We start from the raw sequence: 17,379 nt of genomic DNA, 5'->3' as shown, positions 1-17,379 counted from the left end.
AAAAATCGAGGGTTGTCTTAAAATGTCGCGATTCTTAAAAAGAACAGAAAAAGGTATTACGTTAATTGAAGTGCTAGGAGCGATTGTCATCTTGTCAATTGTTCTCATTGGCTTCTTTTCTGTGTTCGTCCAATCTGCGGGAATGCATAATACAAATAAAGATGCCTCTCGAGCGACAAACCTAGCTAGATTAGCTTTAGAAGATGTTAGGGATATCGAGGAATTTAGCCTAAACCCTGGTACATATAATAATTTCAATCAAAATGGTGTTCCAACTATACCCTCAGTCAATTCACAAGGGTATTTTCAAAAAGACCCTGAATATTCCCTTGAAATCACTTTCGAAAATGAACCTGAAACAGATTTAATATTATCGACTGTAAAAGTTTACGATTCAGATAACAAAATGGTCTCGAAAACTTATGATTACGTGGGGGTGGCGAATAATGATGAATAAATTCCTTCGTCAAAATGGTATCACCCTCGTCGAAGTTCTCGCCACACTTGTCATCATGTTCATAGTTGGTTCACTCGTCTTTTCTGTGACGACGACAGCTATCGAAAATTATAAACAATCTGAGCTTAGAACCACTTCCCAACAACAAACTAACCAACTCATTGTCCGATTGACTAATATCCATCAAACTTCGAATCAATATCAAGTTACGCGGATAAATGATTCAAACTATATTTTTGAAGTGACAAAAAATGACGGGACTACTGGCCAATATACATTTGACGGTAAACCATTCGTATACAATTTAACGATCGATTCAGTGAATTTAAATGTCGGTGATACTTTTTCCATAGACTTAACCGAACCTGATAACAGAAGAATTGACGTTGAATTGGAGTATGACCACCCTACTGAAAGTCGTTTTCCTGATGATGAATTCAGGACGAGTATATCAAGGTTGACACCTGCAGGAAGTAGTGAAAACGATGAGGAATAGAGTACACAACCAACAAGGAGCAGCATTAGTTGTCGTTTTAATGACTATTGCACTTATTATGATTTTTACAACAGTCATGATGAATAGTATCCTTTCTTCCGCAAAACAAAATCAAATCATCGAGTCTAATTATCGCTCGACTCATTTGGCGGAGATGGGTGCTCGATACATCCATCACAACATTTTAATATATGTGAAGGAAAATGATTATGACCATCCTCAGGATTTATCTAATATGCAGCAGTTTGTCGAAAATAAAATCTCATCAGTAACTGTAGATGAAAATCATGAAGATCGCACCTTTGAGCTGATTGGAGACATCTCCTCAGAAGATAACGGGGATTCCATTCGTATTTTATATACGGTGGCTGGTCATGATGGAGATTTCACTGAAGAATTGAATATTACTCTTTCGCTCGACCTTGGCGATGGGAGCGTAGGTTCATCAGACGAATGGGACGAAGTGAGTGAAACATTTCCTGACCCACCAGAGAATCCTGACCATACCTTTGATGAACAACAAGATTGGAGTAAAAAAGATTGTCCGACTGACGAGAATGGATCTTACTATTTAGATCAAGGTGGTACAGTTGATAAATGTGACATGACAACCGGTGATTTCTATTCGAACGGTGACCTTGTAATTGAAGGTAATGATAAGTCTTCACTAACCATCAATGGCACAGGAGTATTCCAAGGGGTAGGCATCAATAATAAAACTAACCTTCAAATCAACGGAAATGCATTCATTAATGCAAAGTTAACGAGCCAAAACAATCCGAATAGTCAATATCTATCTTGTGGTAGTTCGAGATTCAAAGGAGGCATTGACTACCGAGGTGAATTTTCTGTAAAGATGTACATGATTTCAGATGGTTTCGCAAGATTTGAAAGTAACCCTGCCTTAATCGGAGAAGACGCTGTTTTTAAACAAGGATTAGAACTTAAAAACACTTACGTGAGGACAGGTGGCGATTTGACTATTCATATTTCTGAAAGTGTTGATGATTTCTTGAACGGTGTGAATCTTTATGTAGGTGGAGATTTAACATTAATTGAACATAACGACAATACAACAATAAATCCTAACCACAGCAACGTTACTTATATCACTGAAGCACAATATCCTGAATTTCCCGCTTGTGAAGGTGTAGAAATCCCTTCCTCTGGTGGGGGATCTGATCCTAGTGCTGACCTAGTGGATGGACAATATTAATATTTAAAGTAACTGGCAGATTTGTTGAGGAAAAATATAAGGGATTGATTTCTGTGGAGAAAATTAAGAAAGGCTGTAATATAATATTGTCTTTTGGAGTTATTTTAATTGTGATTGGAATAATTATTTATCAAATACCTTCTTCTGGGGAAAGAGCGTTTATACAACGTACAGTTTTAGCATGGACTCTGGGAAGTTCCGGTTTTTCATTTGTTGTTTTAGGTAGTATTTTTACGTTGTTTGTGAGGTACATTGATACAGAAATGACTGATATCAGATCTAAATTGTTTGGATTAGAACATAGAAAATAAGTTCTTTTAAACAAACGACTAGTGTTAGTCTAATAAGCAATTTACATACTAAAAGGACTTAGAAAAATATTCTAAGTCCTTTTTTGGTATGATTTCTAGTTAATTGCCACTTAATGTTTTGCCCGTTAGGCAAGTACCTGTTCCTTTTTCTTACTCTATACTCCTCCACAGCGTGAGTGCTGCGTAGCTATTGAATGGGGTCCAGAGTTCAGCTGCTGCTTCAACTTCTGCTTTAGTCGCTTTTTTATCTAATTTCCACAATTTCTTGAGTGCATTTTGGATTCCGATATCAGCCCCAGGCATGAGATCTTCCCTTCCTAAAGCGAACAGCATCCAATTTTGCACGGTCCATGGACCTATTCCTCTGAATTTCGTCAACTCTTTCATGATTTCACTGTCGGTTTTTTTGGATAACTCGTAAAGATCGAGCTCACCATCGACGATTTTTCTTGAAGTATCAATGACATATTCTGCTTTCCGCTGGCTGAACTGTAGCTCTCTCAAGTCTTCATAATCAAGCTTCGCAGTCTGTTCAGGTGTGGGATAAAACCATGACCCATCTACCTCTTCACCGAAAGTTTGGGCAAATCGAGTTGACAGTGTAAATGCGAACTTCATGTTCAACTGCTGATGAATGATCACTTTCATTAACGAATCATACAAATGAAAGTCCCTTACGATTGGAGTTCCGGGATAAGTGAAAAATAATAGTGCCAAATCTGTTCCTTGGAAAAATTTATCCACTTCTTCTAGGTCACGATCCCATTGAAATAGGTTGCGAATATGCTCAAAAATGATATCTTGCTGATCATCGTAATCAGACATGACGGAGAAAACTGGTTTTTCAGTCGTGCCTTCCGCCTTTACTCGTACGACACATTTTGCATCTTCTCCTAAACGTACAGGTACGTCGACCCAACGTTCTTTTTCATTTACTCGAATTAATGGATCCATATCCATTCGATACAAAGTATAGTCAAAATCATACATCCCTTGTGCATGATAATATTCTTTCCACATAGTTTCCTCTCCCTTTTGAAGCCGCTTCTCTACTCAGTTTATGTTCACTCTTTTCAGTTTAGCAAAAAGGGTTTGGCTATGGCTATCAATTCACGCTGAAACTTATATTCCCTCAGGTAAAAGTCTTTCCCACATTAATTCTTCTAATGAACCAAATTCATATCCGCGTTTTCGAAGCTCATCGATCAGGTTTGATAGAGCTGAAGAGTTGTCCTCTGATACAGCGTGTAAGAGCACAATTGCGCCAGGATGCACCTGACGAAGGACCTCATTTTGCGCATGTTCTGCGCCTTTTTGTTGATCCTTATACCAATCGACTAATGCAACCGTCCAAAATACATTTACGTAACCTAGCTCATCCGTGAGTTTCAATGTGCGTTCGCTGAATACGCCTTTAGCAGGTCTGAAGAACATGCTCATATCTTGACCCGTCGTCTTCTTAACCTTCTCATCTAGCGATCGCAAATCTTCTTTCACTTTTTCATCTGAAGATCTAGTGTAATCCAGGTGACCATCTGAGTGATTTCCGATCAGATGACCTTCGTCAACCATCCGCTTGACCAAATCCACTTCAGCATCTACATAGTGGCCCGTTAGAAAAAATGTTGCTGGTACCTTTTTCTCCTTTAGAACATCAAGGATCGTACTCGTATAACCTTGTTCATATCCATTATCAAATGTGATATAAATCTTTTTCTCATTAGGATCACCCATGTAAATTCCATTGTATTTTTCTATCAGTGGTGCATAAAAACCTAAGTCTGGTGGTGATTCGTTAAATTTTTTCTTATAGCCATAACCAAGTGAATCATTGGAGACAGCTGATGCACTATAAGAACATAACAGTACAAATATCAATGTTAATACTATATTTTTTTTCATAAAAGATCATCCTCCTTCTTTTATATTTTGTTAAAAGGAGGATTTCATTCAAACTGTCAATGGAAACGTCTTCCATGAGAAAAACTTGGCTTCTCGCCAAGTCCTAATGACGAAAGCCTTAGATTTTCACATACTTTAATCCTTAACAAAGTTAAACAGCCTTAAAGTATAATAAAAAACAGCCTCGCTAACGTTAGCGAAGCTGCGTTCATTATTTTATAAAATGATTGATGCGATCCAACCGAATAAGAATAATGGAATATTAAAGTGTAAGAAAGTTGGAACACAAGTATCCCAAATATGATTGTGCTTTCCATCCACATTCAGCCCTGCTGTTGGACCAAGTGTACTATCTGAAGCAGGTGAGCCTGCGTCACCTAACGCTCCAGCAGTTCCAATCAATACTGCAATGGCAATCGGAGAGAATCCTGCTGCTGTTGCAATTGGAACGTAAAGTACTGCCAAAATCGGAATTGTACCGAACGAGGTCCCGATACCCATCGTAATCACTAAACCGACTAACAATAAAATTAACGAGATCAATACTTTCTGACCTTCAAGCATCCCCGAAGATGCATCGACTAGTGCATCAACTGAGCCTGTTTCTTGAAGGACGGCACCGAAGCCTGAAGCAGCTAGCATGATGAATGCAATCATCCCCATCATTGTTATACCGTTGGACATGACTTCTTCCCCTCTTTTTAGAGGTACAGCGACTAGCACGAACATCAGAACAAGTCCGGTTAAAGCTCCTAGCACCATTTGTTCAGTAATGATCTGCACTACTAATGCCGCGACGATCGCGATGAGTGTCATGAAATGATGACGTTCGAACACAAACGGTTCATCATCGACTTCTTCAATGTTAGAAGGTTGACCTTTCGGCTCTTCCTTACTGTAATCGCGTTTTTTACGATAAGTGATTGTAATTGCAATAATCAGTCCTACGATCATCCCTGAACCAGGAATCAGCATTGCCAATGTCACTTCAGACAAGGGGATTTCCAAGCCGTTATTAGCCATCTCTTCTTGAATAATTCCTTGGAAAATCAAACCAAATCCTAACGGAAGCATGACATATGGAGCTTTCAGTCCGAATGTCAACGCAGTTGCAACCCCACGTCGATCCAATTGCATTTTATCGAATACAGCAATTAACGGCGGAATTAATATTGGAATGAATGCAATATGTACAGGTATCGCATTCTGAGATAGTGAAGCGATCAAAGCGATGATCACTAACATCCATACTCGGCGGCCTTTTACTGCTTTTCTTAGAAACTGTACGATGCCCTTTGTAATACCTGTCATACCAATGGCTACTGCAAAACCACCAAGTAATATATAACTGAAGGCCGTCTCTCCTGCCCCACCAACATTCTCTATGAATAATTCAACTGTATCTACAAATGACAAGCCCGACATCAAGCCGGCGCTCATTGCAGAAATGATGATCGCTAATAACACATTGACCCGTAGTAAGCTCAATGTAACCATCAATAATACAGCTATTATAGCAACTGATGCCATCTTTCTCTCCCTCTCTTTTTACCTAAGTAATTCATTAATACTTTATCATGATAAAATCATTGAATATAAAAATCAACCCCTACATTCAAATTTTTGTAGGGGCGAAAACACTACTTCAATTTTTGTTCCATTTCATCAAGTAATCGTAAATAGTAATCGATATCTTCCACCGTTAATTTTTCCGGGTCAATGTCGTCGAATTGTTGAAGTAGGTCTACTAGCCTTCGCTTCAATTCTTCCACTGTTTCATTTGATTCTGTCATTTGAGACCCTACCCTTCAACTATTTCAACAGTTTCTATAACTTCTATAGTCGGAACTACAGATTGGACCATAGAACAGTTTTTTGATGCGGTATGCAAGCTCTTTTGCATTTTCTCCTGGTTCAAACCTTCACCTTTAACTTTGAAGTTCAACATCACTTTTTCAATTTTATGGACGGAATCTTCACTTCGTTCAACTTCAGCTTCAATCGTCATTTCATCATATTCGATCTTTTGTTTTTCTAAGATACGTTTATAGACAAGTGCACTACAACCTGCTAAAGAAGATACCATTAATTGAAATGGACGAAAACCTTTTGTTTCATCCCCGGAAATCATCAATTCTCCATAATCCAATTCACTCGTAATATGTTGGTCTGTAACGTTAAATTTCATTGTTTGACTCTCCTTTTGTACTGTAAAATCGCTTTCGGTTTAATGTTACATGAAAATAGGGTACAATGTCACCGAGTTTGTTTCGGTTGAAAAATCAAGATTCAGACGAGGAGGGCCTGAATGGTAAATGCAAATAAGAGATTCGCAATTCTTGTAATGATTGTTGGTATTTCAGGCTTTTCGCAAGGAATGCTATTACCGGTAATTGCTATCTTGTTAGAGCAAAGTGGGATTTCTTCTTCTGTAAATGGTTTTCACGCAACTGCTCTTTACATAGGAATCTTAATTATTTCGCCTTTCTTAGAGGCCCCTTTAAGAAAATATGGCTATAAACCGATTATACTGGTCGGTGGAGCGCTTGTATTTTCTTCCCTATTCTTTTTCACATTATGGGAAGCTTTATGGTTCTGGTTCATCCTTCGCATGATGGTGGGAGTCGGTGATACCATCCTTCACTTTGGGACACAGACTTGGATCACCACGACTACTTCAGAGGATAAACGTGGTCGCTACATCGCAATCTATGGTCTAGCTTTTGGACTCGGTTTTGCCATTGGACCTTTGATGACGCGTCTGATTGAAATCAACCCGACGTTACCGTTTATAGTTAGTGGTGCGATGTGTTTACTAGTATGGTCATTGATGTTCTTTGTACGCAATGAATTCCCCGTCCAAGAAGGGGTTCAATTCACTTCTACTCGTTCCATAGGGCGTTTCATTGGTGCGTTTAAATATTCATGGGTTGCGCTATTAGCCCCATTCACTTATGGATTTTTAGAAACGACGTTACACAGCAATTTTCCCGTATATGCACTGAGGATTGGTCATGAGGTTGGCATGATCTCATTAATCATCCCATGTTTCGCAGCGGGTAGCATACTCTCACAAATTCCTTTAGGTATATTAAGCGATTATATCGGTAGAAAGAGAGTTATCTTATTCGTCCTTGCAGGAGGAACAATTTCATTTGTCTTCGCTTCGATTTTTGAAGAATCCGTCGCTTGGTTATTCGTCACCTTTGCATTAGGCGGGATGCTTGTAGGTTCCTTATATTCCCTAGGTATTTCATATATGACCGATTTACTTCCTAAAGAACTTCTCCCTGCAGGAAACATTTTGTGCGGAGTCATGTTTGGAGTAGGCAGTATAACCGGGCCATTGTTAGCTGGTATATTCATCGAATATTTACCAGGAATATCTTTCTTTTATGTCATCGTGCTATTCTTGTCAGTGATGATGCTGATCGTTTATTTTAAAAATACTACAAAAAAAGTGACCTAACCGCCGATAAGCGATTAGGTCACTTTCTTATTTTTTTGATAATAGTGTTCGATCATGGCGATCCAATATGGCATTAACTTCTCCACCTAGAATAATCATGACCCCTGTTAAGAAAAACCAGATCATCAGTACGATTACCGCACCTAAGCTTCCATAGGTAGCTGAATAGTTGGCAAAGTTCGTTACGTAGTATGAGAAGCCTAGTGAGGTCAATGCCCAACCAATTGTAGCTATGATTGCACCCGGCAAAGAATAAGCTATTGGTATTTTTTTATTTGGTGCAAGAATAAATAAAATCGTCAGTATTGTCATCATCAATATAATTGATATGGCCCAACGCATGGACTCCCATAGTGTCAAGAATCCTTCAGATAATCCTAAATAAGAAAATAGGAATTCTCCAATCAACCTGCCAAAGACGGGTAAAGCTAACGCGATTGCCACCATTAAAATCATAGCAATCGTCAATGCGATTGAGACAAGTCGTTGCTTTAAAAAAGGTCGATCTTCCTCGATGTGGTAAGCTCTATTAAAAGCTTTCATCAGTGCTTTAATACCGTTTGAAGCAGACCAAATGGTACCGATAATACCAACAGATAATAATCCGCTATTTTGATTTTCCATGACTCCTGACAGATTCTCATTAATCAATGAGTATGCATCAGGTGGCAAGTACCGGCTAAGTATATCGAAGACTTGGTCCTGAGATACCGGTAAAAAAGCTAATAATGTAAGAAGGAAGATCATGAACGGTAATAATGACAGTAAGAAAAAATAGGACAGCTGTGCAGCCATCCCAGGAACATCATCCTCATTAAACCGGTTGAATAATTCCTTCCAAAATTTCATTTCAAAGATCAAAGGTACCACCTACAGTTTCAGTTGTAATTTACTTGTTTCCTTCGATTTCCGGTTGATGATTGTCCTCAATCTGCTTTTGCTCACTTTGGTCGATTCTCTTTTCGAAGAACTGTTCAATTTGGTTCAATTGTTCAATTACTTTATCTGTTCCTTCGTTCATTTGATTCAACTTCATTCTTAATCGATGAATCGTTTCTGAAGGGTGTGTATACACATACTTTACTTGGTCTTTCACTTTTCTAGAACCATTTCTTACTTCTTCTCTTTCCTCACGTTTGAATAATGTTAGGAGAAATCCTACGAGTGCTCCAAATACTAGACCTTTTTTCCATGTTTGAAATTGCATGTTATTTCCTCTCCTTTATACTTCTTCTATTCTTCTGATTTCATCAAGCAATAACTTACAAGCCTCTGAAAGTAACTCATATGTTTCGTCGAAATCTCCAGTAAAATATGGGTCTGGAACATTTCGAGTAGGGTGCTCTGGCATATAATCGAGCAACTTTTTAATAGCTGGTTCTGATTCACCTGAAGCAAGCTTTTTTAGCTCACTCAAGTTATCGTCATCCATAGCAATTAAATAATCAAAATGTAGAAAATCTTCCTCTGAAACTTGGCGACCAACCATACCGTTCGTAGAAATGTCATACTCGCTTAACTTCTCCACAGTCCCTTCATGCGGGGGTTCACCGATATGATAATCTCCTGTTCCTGCCGAATCGATCACGAATTTTTCTTCTAATCCTTTCTTCGTCACCAAATCGTGGAATATGGCCTCGGCCATAGGCGATCGACAAATATTCCCCAAGCAAACAAATAATACTTTTACCATTTTTACATCACCTGCAACTATCGATTTCTTATTAAATATTCCCTTCTATATAAATCATAAACGAGTATCTGGATGTTTTGTAAATAAATTTACCGATTACCCATTTTAAAAAATATTTTTCTTAAAATAAAAGTTTCCTCAACTGTACCCTTCTGCTACTTTAGGTCGTTTTTTTCAAAAAAAATCCAAAAGTACTTGACAAATTTTTAAATTTTTCTGAATATTTATAGTGTAAGTCAAGCATATAATATCAAAAAAGGAGGAATACGATGGAAAAGCTTAACCAAACCTTACTGGACTTTTTTGGTGCTGCAAGTGATTTTGTGTGGGGTCCTGTATTATTGATTCTCTTGGTCGGAACCGGGGTTTATCTCACTTTCCGCCTTGGATTTCTCCAGATTAAGACATTACCTTACGCATTAAAGCTCTCATTCACTAAATCTCCAAAGGACAAAAATCAAAAAGGGGACATTTCCCACTACCAGGCATTAACAACCGCGCTTGCCGCAACCATTGGTACCGGTAACATTGCCGGGGTAGCGACAGCAGTCGTGCTTGGTGGTCCAGGTGCTGTATTTTGGATGTGGGTTACCGCAGTATTCGGTATGGCGACCAAGTATGCCGAAGCTATTCTTGCCGTCAAATATCGTGTAGAAGATAAAAACGGCAATATGTCTGGTGGGCCGATGTATTACTTAGAAAAAGGACTGAACGCCAAATGGTTAGGGGTCCTATTCGCGATTTTTGGTGCTGTTGCAGCATTCGGGATCGGGAACATGGTTCAATCAAACTCAGTATCTGACGTTATGAGCTCAACATTCAATGTCAATGTATGGGTTACTGGAATTATTCTAGCTGTATTAGCTCTATTAGTTATAATTGGCGGGATCAAGAGTATTGGTAAAGTGACGGCGTTATTCGTACCTGTCATGGCGGTATTCTATGTGTTTGGTGGATTAATCATCTTAATTTTAAACTTCCAGCTTGTTCCGGAAGCTGTAGCACAAATCTTCACATATGCATTCACGGCTGAAGGTGTCGCAGGTGGTGCAATTGGTACAGTCATTCGATGGGGTGTTGCTCGTGGTGTATTCTCAAACGAAGCTGGTCTAGGTTCTGCTCCAATCGCGGCTGCAGCTGCTAGAACAGATTACCCAGGACGTCAAGCACTCGTTTCCATGACACAAGTTTTCATCGATACGATTGTTGTGTGTTCGATCACAGGTATCACGATCGTTATGGCTGGCATGCACACAGGTGGTGCTGACGGTGCTTCATTGACTTCTGAATCCTTTGCATATTTCTTAGGATCAACAGGTAGCTATATCGTAACAATCGGGCTTATTTTCTTCGCCTTCTCGACCATTCTTGGTTGGTCTTACTACGGAGAAAAATGTTTCGGTTACTTGACTAAAGATCGTGGAATGATTTTCTATCGAGTTCTATTCGTAGCATTCGTTCTATTCGGCGCAGTTGTCAAACTCGATGTGGTTTGGGCATTCGCGGACGTAATGAACGGCTTGATGGCCTTCCCGAACTTAATCGGACTCCTCGGACTCTCTGGTGTCGTTGTCGCTGAAACGAAACGATTCCTGAAAGTCGCAAATGAAGAACGAGGCAAAACGTCTAAAGCTTAAATACAACAAACCTCCTGACAACAATTGTCAGGAGGTTTTATTAAATTCCGGATAGGTTCAGTTATTTCACAATTAGGTTCTATTAAATTCGTGATAGGTTCAATTATTTTATGCTTAGGTTCAGTTAAACTCCGAGTAAGTTCAGTTAAGTTGCAAATAGGTGTGGTTAATCCGACTTTAGGTTCTGTTAACTAACCGAACTCAACTAAACTTAGTTTTTAGTTCGCTTCATCTACTCTCTTGATACAATCCTCATCATTATTCCGAGGACTGTTCACATAAGTACTTACTGGATAAGCATCCATTGAATCATCTCCAAGTCCTAAGATCCATTGTTTCATGTCAGAAGGGTCTTTAGCTTCGAATTCAATCCATTCTTGCTCAGCGTCTTTCGGTAAGATCACTGGCATTCTGTGATGCATTGGTTTCATGAAATCATTAGCTTCTTTCGTTAATATCGTACAAGTCACTCGTTCTTCCTCATCTGTTTTCCAGCGATCCCAAAGTCCAGCAAATGCAAATACTGGTCGATCTTTAAGGAAAATACGCATCGGTTGTTTACCGTCCTCGGTTTTCTGCCATTCATAAAAACTGTCCGCAACGATCAGGCAACGCTTCCGCTCCATCAATTTCTTGAAGCTAGGTTTCTCATCCGCAGTTTCAAGTCGGGCATTAATCATCTTGCTTCCAATCGAAGGGTCCTTCGACCAAAAGGGGACGAGCCCCCACTTCATATTTCCGGCTCGATTTTTTTCTCCATCATTAATGATTGTAAGCACATCTTGAGTCGGAGCTATGTTGTAATTGTTATGCCACTCAACCATCTCGTCCAATTGAAAAGCGTTCAACACGTCTATTTCATCAGCTAAAAATGTGAACCTACCGCACATAGCGTTTAGTCCTCCTTCACCTCATCCATGGCTTTTTGAATCCTTTCCCTTGTTATACTAGCCATTTCATCAAGAGTCAACTCTTGGTAATCTTCAGGAAAAATCGGGTCACACACTGTCATATTAACTTTTGCAGGTTTTATACGATTCCCATTCATCTCCATAATCTTATAGGTTCCATCGATCATCACAGGAACCACTGGGACTCCAGCCTTTTTCGCCAGCGTAAAACTTCCACTTTTAAAAGGCAACATTTTACCATCTAAGGAACGGGTCCCTTCTTGGAAAATCATTAAATTATGCCCACCTTTCAACAGCTCAATACCTTGTTTGAAAGTTTGGAGCGACTGCCTTCGATTTTTCCGGTCCAAAAATAAACAATCCATCGTTTCCATCCATGTTCTAACAATCGGAAGTTTCTTTACCTCGATTTTCGAAATGAATCCGAAAGGCCTTGGGAAATAACCGAGCAATGTAAAAATATCGTAGTTCGCTTGGTGATTAGCAACAATCAAAAAAGGTTGATCAGGTATTTTGTCTTCTCCATGAACGTTTATTTTCGAGCCAGACCACCTGAAAATTTTTCGCGCAAAATGTTTTGGTATTTGGTGCACTTCCTCGTTATATCGAGCTCTTCCAACTTTTTCAGGATCAAGTTTTTTTACTTTATTCAACGTTAATACCGTATAAAACAGATATGGAATCCCTCTAAATATAGTCATCAGTGAACGCATGAACAACGCCTCTTTCTAGTAATATATACTTATATTCTACCAGAAATTTTGTCGAAATTAGTAGTTTGAAGTCAGGTAGTATCAATTCTCTACCTATCAAAAAAATGGTAGAATGATATTAACTTAAACCAAAAGGAGTTCGATTTATGTACAAGAGCCTCATCAACCAAGCAGATCTCGTCATTTTTGACTTAGACGGTACATTATATGAAGGAAGAGAGCATTTTAAACTACATACGGAAAATATCAAGTCCAGATTGAATCCAGAATACCAAGATGAATACACGAAGTTATATAAAGCCATCAATGAAGGAAACCACGCTCTTCAGATTGGCACGATTTATGATGGTGCGAGAGACCTCATTTGGAAGTGGGATCCCTTTACAGAAGAATTGGTTGAAGCTTTCAACTGGGACAATGAGCGTGTAACAATCAAAGATGCACCTACCCATATCGCTACAAATGAGTTCGACTTTTTCAATTGGGTTCCAATTGGTGACGGCTGGTGGCCACCATACGCTCTCGGACGTCATTTTGGTTTGGACCCGGCTGAGATCCAAGAATCATATAATCAGACGAAAGAGCAAATGGCTGAACTAGATGGATATCTACAACAAACGGAAGGATTGAAAGACTATCTTTCCGAATTACAAAAAGATACACGTTTAATTGTATGTACGAACAGTGATTTAGAAGATGCTAAAAGACTCCTTCAATTCTTGGAGTTGGAAGATTACTTCGAAGAGCTGATTCCCTCTGCAAGAAAACCAGTTCATACGAAGAAACATTTCAACTATGTGTTGGAGAAATACAACTTGCCAGCTGACAGAGTCGTTTCTGTGGGCGACAATTTCATGAATGAAATCGCTCCTGCCTTACAATTGGGGCTTTCAGCCGTTTGGTTAACTGAAGCTGCAACTAAACCTGTTGATGAAGACCAACTGATATTAACAAAAACACTAGCTCAATAGCTTAGAAAAGTGAAAATCGCCTCATTTTTGGGCGTTCTCGCTAGACAAATACGAATTTAAAACCCGTTTATAGACCAATCGTCTATGAACGGGTTTTATTATGTTTGTTATTACTCAATTAAAGGAATAAAGACATTATATTTTCTTATACAGAAAGGGGGATTAGCGTGGATGCAGATGTATTAATACATGGTGGTGGAGTCGGCGGCCTCACACTAGCAGCATTGCTTGCACGTGAGAATATCGATGTAACTGTCGTCGAGCAAATGCCATCAGACTCTCCTATTTACAAAGGGGAACTATTGCAGCCCAAAACCCTTCAAATACTGGATGATTTAGGAGTGATCGAAGAAGTCCTCGAAGCAGGGCAACCGATTCCTCATCTTACTTTTTTTGAAAAAACAAAGGATTATCTCCCGATCGAAAAGAATGAGGAAGCCCATCTTGATTATGGGGTCATTCCATCGAAATATAATTACGCATTAATGATTCCACATGACACGTTGAAAGAGATTTTGCTTCAGAAATCTCTATGCTATCCAGATTATTTCTCATATATAAAGCCAGCACGCTTTGTACGTTTTGAAGGTGACGATGCTGTCGTTTCAATCGACAAAGATGAGCACAAGATGCGGGCAAAGTACTATGTAGGAGCTGAAGGTCGGAAATCACCTACACGAGAAGGCATTGATGAGGAAATCAAGCCACATTATTACAATCATCATTTTTTAACAGTAACAATCCCACGTCCAGACGAATTAGTCGATGGAAGAATCGTAACGACGCCAACGGAATTCCTGGGGTTATTTCCTTTACCAGACAATGAAATTCGAACGGTTTATAAAATCAAAGCAGAAACTTATAAAGACTTCAAAGAAAGAGGAATCGAATATTTTCATCAACAGTTCAGCAAGCTTGCACCCGATTTGGAAGACTACGTCAAACAACTTGATAGCTATAAAAAAGTCCAGCTGATGATCCCTTACCAATACCATGTTAAAAACTATGTAAAAGGTAATGTAGCACTGATTGGTGATGCAGCACACACAGTTCACCCCATGGCTGGTGAGGGTATGAATATGGCGATTCAAGACGCTGATATTTTAGGGAACTTGTTCAAGTGGATGAGAACGAGCGGACAATTTGATGACCAATCAAAGCTTCGATGGTATGAAGATATTCGTCAAAAACGCGCTAGCTTCTTATTGCATCTCAGTCATTTGTCAGCAATCGCTTACTCTTATCCATCCTCTTTCATACAGAAACAACGCGCAAAAGCAGTGAGAAGGATGGATCTTGACCAAATTATTCACTTTAAACAAGCACTTAACGTATCAGGTCTAGGTATTTTTAAGTTCAACTTGGTAGATCGACTGAAACAACTTGGGGTACTGCCTATCAATAGAAACACATTACCTGATCATGAAAAAGAGTCGTATCTATTTACCAAAAAAGACGATTACCCCTGGAAGGAGTATTCAAATGAACAAAACTAAATGGAAAATCGCTTATAACGCAAGAAAATGGATGAGGAAGAACGAGCCTTTCCTAGATGTATGGCATGCCTACGTCGGACATGAAACTGGTTTGTTTCTAGCTTTTGAAAATACGAAGACAGTTGAGGAAGTTGCAGAAGAAAAAAATTATCCTGAAGATCTTTTAAGAAACTGGGTCGACGTTGGGGTGGCACTCAAACACTTACGTAAACGCCCAAATGACCGTTATCGTACCTCTAAATCCAACTGTGGTGAATTCCTTGACCCTGACACCAATCACTCTGTTGGGGCTCTATTGAAAGAGATGATGGAGTTACACGTGCCGACAATATTGAAGTTTCCAGCATTATTGAACTCAGAGGACCGTGTAGAATTCGATCATAGTAAATTCGGATTGACCGTTGCGGAAACATCTGCGATTCTAGAGCGATTTTCCATCAAGAGAATTCATAATATGGTAAACGACTCAGAAGAATCAATCGTATTAGATATTGGTTGTGGTTCAGGAGGTTACGTGCGAGCACTTGCTGACCGCTCCCCAAATTCAAGAATTACTGGGTATGACTTAAACCCTGACGTTATCCTTGAGGCAAAGGAAAAATCTAAAGGATATGAGAATGTATCATTCGAAACGGAAGATATTTTAAATATGGATTATCAGCAAGATCCTGCTTCACTTATTCTAGTACACAATCTACTGCATTATATTTCGCCAGATAAGCGTGTAGAGCTAATAGGTAAAATCGCTTCATGGTTGAAAGTCGGAGGAAAAATTTCGATTATGACTCCGCTATATGACGGTCCGCACGGGAAAGCATTCGCTTCGGCCTTCAACACTTTCTTTACTTCACATTCGAATTTATACGGCTTACCAACTCTGAAAAACATTCAACGCTATGCTGAACAATCAGGTTTACAATTAGTCGAGACCACGCCACTCATACGTGAGGGTGCTTGGTATATGATTGAATTAGAAAAAAAATAGGACCGACCCTAGCAATGATAACCACCAACAAATTTTTACAGCATCATTAAAATCTTATACCAAAAGGCATCGAACCCTTTAATAGTTTGATGCCTTTTCATTAACATATCTTTTCTCTACCCAATACTATTACTTTGATTCTGTTTTAAAATCAATACAAGCGTTATTCCTGCTATGAGTGATATCGTTGAGATTATTATAATTTGGCTATTTACTACACCGTTTAAATTATTTAATATTGCAAAAATCGAGCCGCCAACCAAACCTATCATTACAGAATATGTTTCAAGGAAATGGTTTTTAAGAAAATAACGGATTAGCCTACTTGTAAGCAACACTCCTAAAAAAATACCTAAGAAGATTGCAAAGATAATTGGGAACCGCAATGTCATTAAGGAGTCAGACGCTATTTCATAGATACCTAATATCGTGAGAATCAAAGCCCCACTGATTCCCGGAAGAACTAGAGCAATACTTGCTATGAATCCTGCACTAACCAAGAACATGTAATCAATAATAGACAAGTTATTCACATCAAAATTGTTAATGTCCCCTATAAATTGGCCAATAATAACAACGCAGAAAGATATACCGATAATTGAGTAATGTTTTAGCTCGAAATAACCTTTAGATTGATAAAGTGCTTCTTTCCAGAGATAAGGCAGAAACCCTATTATAATACCAACAAAAAACATAAGTGTTGGGGTGCGATAATTAGTCAATAAAAAATCGATGACAAAAAGAGCAGATACAAAACCAATAGCCATACCGAGACCAAAAATAGAAAGAAAGGGGATCGCTTCTTTTCTTTTATTAGTTGTTAAAATACTCAATGAGTATACTAATCTATCATATATTCCCAGAATCATAGCAACCGTACTTCCGCTAACTCCAGGCACAACTTCTGTAATTCCCATTGCCATACCTCTAAACATTATTCCAATCATGTCCATATCAACCTCTAAAAGTTAATTTTCAAATTAGTATTTACTCAGAATAGGAAATAAGGATAACAATAATCCATAGCTTCCTTAATCTATGATTTTCTTTATAAATATTTCTTTATATGTTATTTATTACTACATAAAATCTATTTATCCTCTTTTTTCGAAAATATAAAAA

20 protein-coding genes are annotated in these 17,379 nt (G+C 38.7%); 9 read left to right on the top strand and 11 right to left on the bottom strand.

The features are described 5' to 3' along the window. Positions 1 to 22: 22 nt before the first annotated feature. Genes CEY16_RS14125 through CEY16_RS14110 form a run of 4 tightly spaced genes read left to right on the top strand, consistent with a single transcriptional unit; the run spans position 23 to position 2,480 of the window. On the top strand, positions 23 to 457 hold the full coding sequence (locus CEY16_RS14125; RefSeq protein WP_101332689.1) for a type IV pilus modification PilV family protein: 435 nt from the start codon (positions 23 to 25) through the stop codon (positions 455 to 457). Then, positions 447 to 953 (top strand): PulJ/GspJ family protein, encoded by a 507-nt coding sequence (locus CEY16_RS14120; protein WP_101332688.1) that lies wholly within the window; start codon positions 447 to 449, stop codon positions 951 to 953. The genes CEY16_RS14125 and CEY16_RS14120 overlap by 11 nt, the downstream gene beginning before the upstream one ends. Beyond that, positions 943 to 2,169: a hypothetical protein gene (locus tag CEY16_RS14115; RefSeq protein WP_101332687.1), complete on the top strand. Its 1,227-nt coding sequence runs from the start codon at positions 943 to 945 to the stop codon at positions 2,167 to 2,169. Before CEY16_RS14120 ends, CEY16_RS14115 begins: the two co-directional genes overlap by 11 nt. A 53-nt stretch (positions 2,170 to 2,222) precedes the next feature. After that, positions 2,223 to 2,480 (top strand): hypothetical protein, encoded by a 258-nt coding sequence (locus tag CEY16_RS14110; RefSeq protein WP_101332686.1) that lies wholly within the window; start codon positions 2,223 to 2,225, stop codon positions 2,478 to 2,480. Between the two features lie 150 nt (positions 2,481 to 2,630). Here the strand turns inward: CEY16_RS14110 and CEY16_RS14105 are convergent, their stop codons facing one another. From CEY16_RS14105 to CEY16_RS14090, 5 genes are all read right to left on the bottom strand, one after another. Continuing rightward, positions 2,631 to 3,500 carry a DNA-3-methyladenine glycosylase family protein gene (locus CEY16_RS14105; protein ID WP_101332685.1) on the bottom strand — a complete coding sequence of 290 codons (870 nt, stop codon included), beginning with the start codon at positions 3,498 to 3,500 and terminating at the stop codon, positions 2,631 to 2,633. Positions 3,501 to 3,602: 102 nt separating this feature from the next. Next, complete coding sequence (gene pdaA / locus CEY16_RS14100) at positions 3,603 to 4,382, bottom strand: delta-lactam-biosynthetic de-N-acetylase (protein ID WP_101332684.1); 780 nt, start codon at positions 4,380 to 4,382, stop codon at positions 3,603 to 3,605. Between the two features lie 216 nt (positions 4,383 to 4,598). Then, the gene (locus CEY16_RS14095) at positions 4,599 to 5,912 is read right to left on the bottom strand and encodes a Na+/H+ antiporter family protein (protein ID WP_101332683.1); all 1,314 of its coding nucleotides are present in this window, start codon (positions 5,910 to 5,912) and stop codon (positions 4,599 to 4,601) included. 110 nt (positions 5,913 to 6,022) lie between these two features. Further along, complete coding sequence (locus CEY16_RS15355; protein WP_202908643.1) at positions 6,023 to 6,175, bottom strand: SE1561 family protein; 153 nt, start codon at positions 6,173 to 6,175, stop codon at positions 6,023 to 6,025. A gap of 8 nt (positions 6,176 to 6,183) precedes the next feature. Then, entirely contained in the window at positions 6,184 to 6,570 is a 387-nt protein-coding gene (locus CEY16_RS14090) for an OsmC family protein (RefSeq protein WP_101332682.1), read from the bottom strand. 120 nt (positions 6,571 to 6,690) lie between these two features. On the opposite strand from CEY16_RS14090, the gene CEY16_RS14085 reads away from it, so the two are divergent. Next, complete coding sequence (locus tag CEY16_RS14085; RefSeq protein ID WP_101332681.1) at positions 6,691 to 7,851, top strand: MFS transporter; 1,161 nt, start codon at positions 6,691 to 6,693, stop codon at positions 7,849 to 7,851. A 27-nt stretch (positions 7,852 to 7,878) separates the two neighbouring features. On the opposite strand, the gene CEY16_RS14080 is transcribed toward CEY16_RS14085, so the two are convergent. The 3 genes from CEY16_RS14080 to CEY16_RS14070 are packed head-to-tail and all read right to left on the bottom strand — an operon-like array spanning position 7,879 to position 9,544. After that, entirely contained in the window at positions 7,879 to 8,712 is an 834-nt protein-coding gene (locus CEY16_RS14080; RefSeq protein WP_101332680.1) for a YihY/virulence factor BrkB family protein, read from the bottom strand. A 28-nt stretch (positions 8,713 to 8,740) separates the two neighbouring features. Next, positions 8,741 to 9,058 (bottom strand): YtxH domain-containing protein, encoded by a 318-nt coding sequence (locus CEY16_RS14075; RefSeq protein ID WP_101332679.1) that lies wholly within the window; start codon positions 9,056 to 9,058, stop codon positions 8,741 to 8,743. A gap of 15 nt (positions 9,059 to 9,073) precedes the next feature. Further along, positions 9,074 to 9,544 (bottom strand): low molecular weight protein-tyrosine-phosphatase, encoded by a 471-nt coding sequence (locus CEY16_RS14070; protein ID WP_101332678.1) that lies wholly within the window; start codon positions 9,542 to 9,544, stop codon positions 9,074 to 9,076. A 269-nt stretch (positions 9,545 to 9,813) separates the two neighbouring features. On the opposite strand from CEY16_RS14070, the gene CEY16_RS14065 reads away from it, so the two are divergent. Next, the gene (locus CEY16_RS14065; protein WP_101332677.1) at positions 9,814 to 11,181 is read left to right on the top strand and encodes an alanine/glycine:cation symporter family protein; all 1,368 of its coding nucleotides are present in this window, start codon (positions 9,814 to 9,816) and stop codon (positions 11,179 to 11,181) included. Positions 11,182 to 11,399: 218 nt separating this feature from the next. Here the strand turns inward: CEY16_RS14065 and CEY16_RS14060 are convergent, their stop codons facing one another. Next, on the bottom strand, positions 11,400 to 12,071 hold the full coding sequence (locus tag CEY16_RS14060) for an SOS response-associated peptidase (RefSeq protein WP_101332676.1): 672 nt from the start codon (positions 12,069 to 12,071) through the stop codon (positions 11,400 to 11,402). A gap of 5 nt (positions 12,072 to 12,076) precedes the next feature. After that, positions 12,077 to 12,805: a lysophospholipid acyltransferase family protein gene (locus tag CEY16_RS14055; RefSeq protein ID WP_101332675.1), complete on the bottom strand. Its 729-nt coding sequence runs from the start codon at positions 12,803 to 12,805 to the stop codon at positions 12,077 to 12,079. A 146-nt stretch (positions 12,806 to 12,951) separates the two neighbouring features. Between CEY16_RS14055 and CEY16_RS14050 the strand changes: the two genes are divergently transcribed. From CEY16_RS14050 to CEY16_RS14040, 3 genes are all read left to right on the top strand, one after another. Beyond that, positions 12,952 to 13,776 carry an HAD family hydrolase gene (locus CEY16_RS14050; RefSeq protein ID WP_101332674.1) on the top strand — a complete coding sequence of 275 codons (825 nt, stop codon included), beginning with the start codon at positions 12,952 to 12,954 and terminating at the stop codon, positions 13,774 to 13,776. A 167-nt stretch (positions 13,777 to 13,943) separates the two neighbouring features. Beyond that, positions 13,944 to 15,272, top strand: coding sequence for an FAD-dependent oxidoreductase (locus tag CEY16_RS14045; protein WP_101332673.1), 1,329 nt, complete (start codon positions 13,944 to 13,946; stop codon positions 15,270 to 15,272). Next, complete coding sequence (locus CEY16_RS14040; RefSeq protein WP_162297953.1) at positions 15,259 to 16,257, top strand: class I SAM-dependent methyltransferase; 999 nt, start codon at positions 15,259 to 15,261, stop codon at positions 16,255 to 16,257. The genes CEY16_RS14045 and CEY16_RS14040 overlap by 14 nt, the downstream gene beginning before the upstream one ends. A gap of 116 nt (positions 16,258 to 16,373) precedes the next feature. Here the strand turns inward: CEY16_RS14040 and CEY16_RS14035 are convergent, their stop codons facing one another. Continuing rightward, a complete protein-coding gene (locus CEY16_RS14035; RefSeq protein ID WP_162297952.1) occupies positions 16,374 to 17,204 on the bottom strand; it encodes a DUF368 domain-containing protein in 831 nt (276 codons plus the stop codon). Positions 17,205 to 17,379 lie beyond the last annotated feature (175 nt).

It is taken from the genome of Halalkalibacillus sediminis (assembly GCF_002844535.1).
Lineage (GTDB): Bacteria > Bacillota > Bacilli > Bacillales > Alkalibacillaceae > Halalkalibacillus_A > Halalkalibacillus_A sediminis.
The sequence above is the reverse complement of the archived record's forward strand: the minus strand, read 5'-3'. Positions and strand labels throughout refer to the sequence as shown.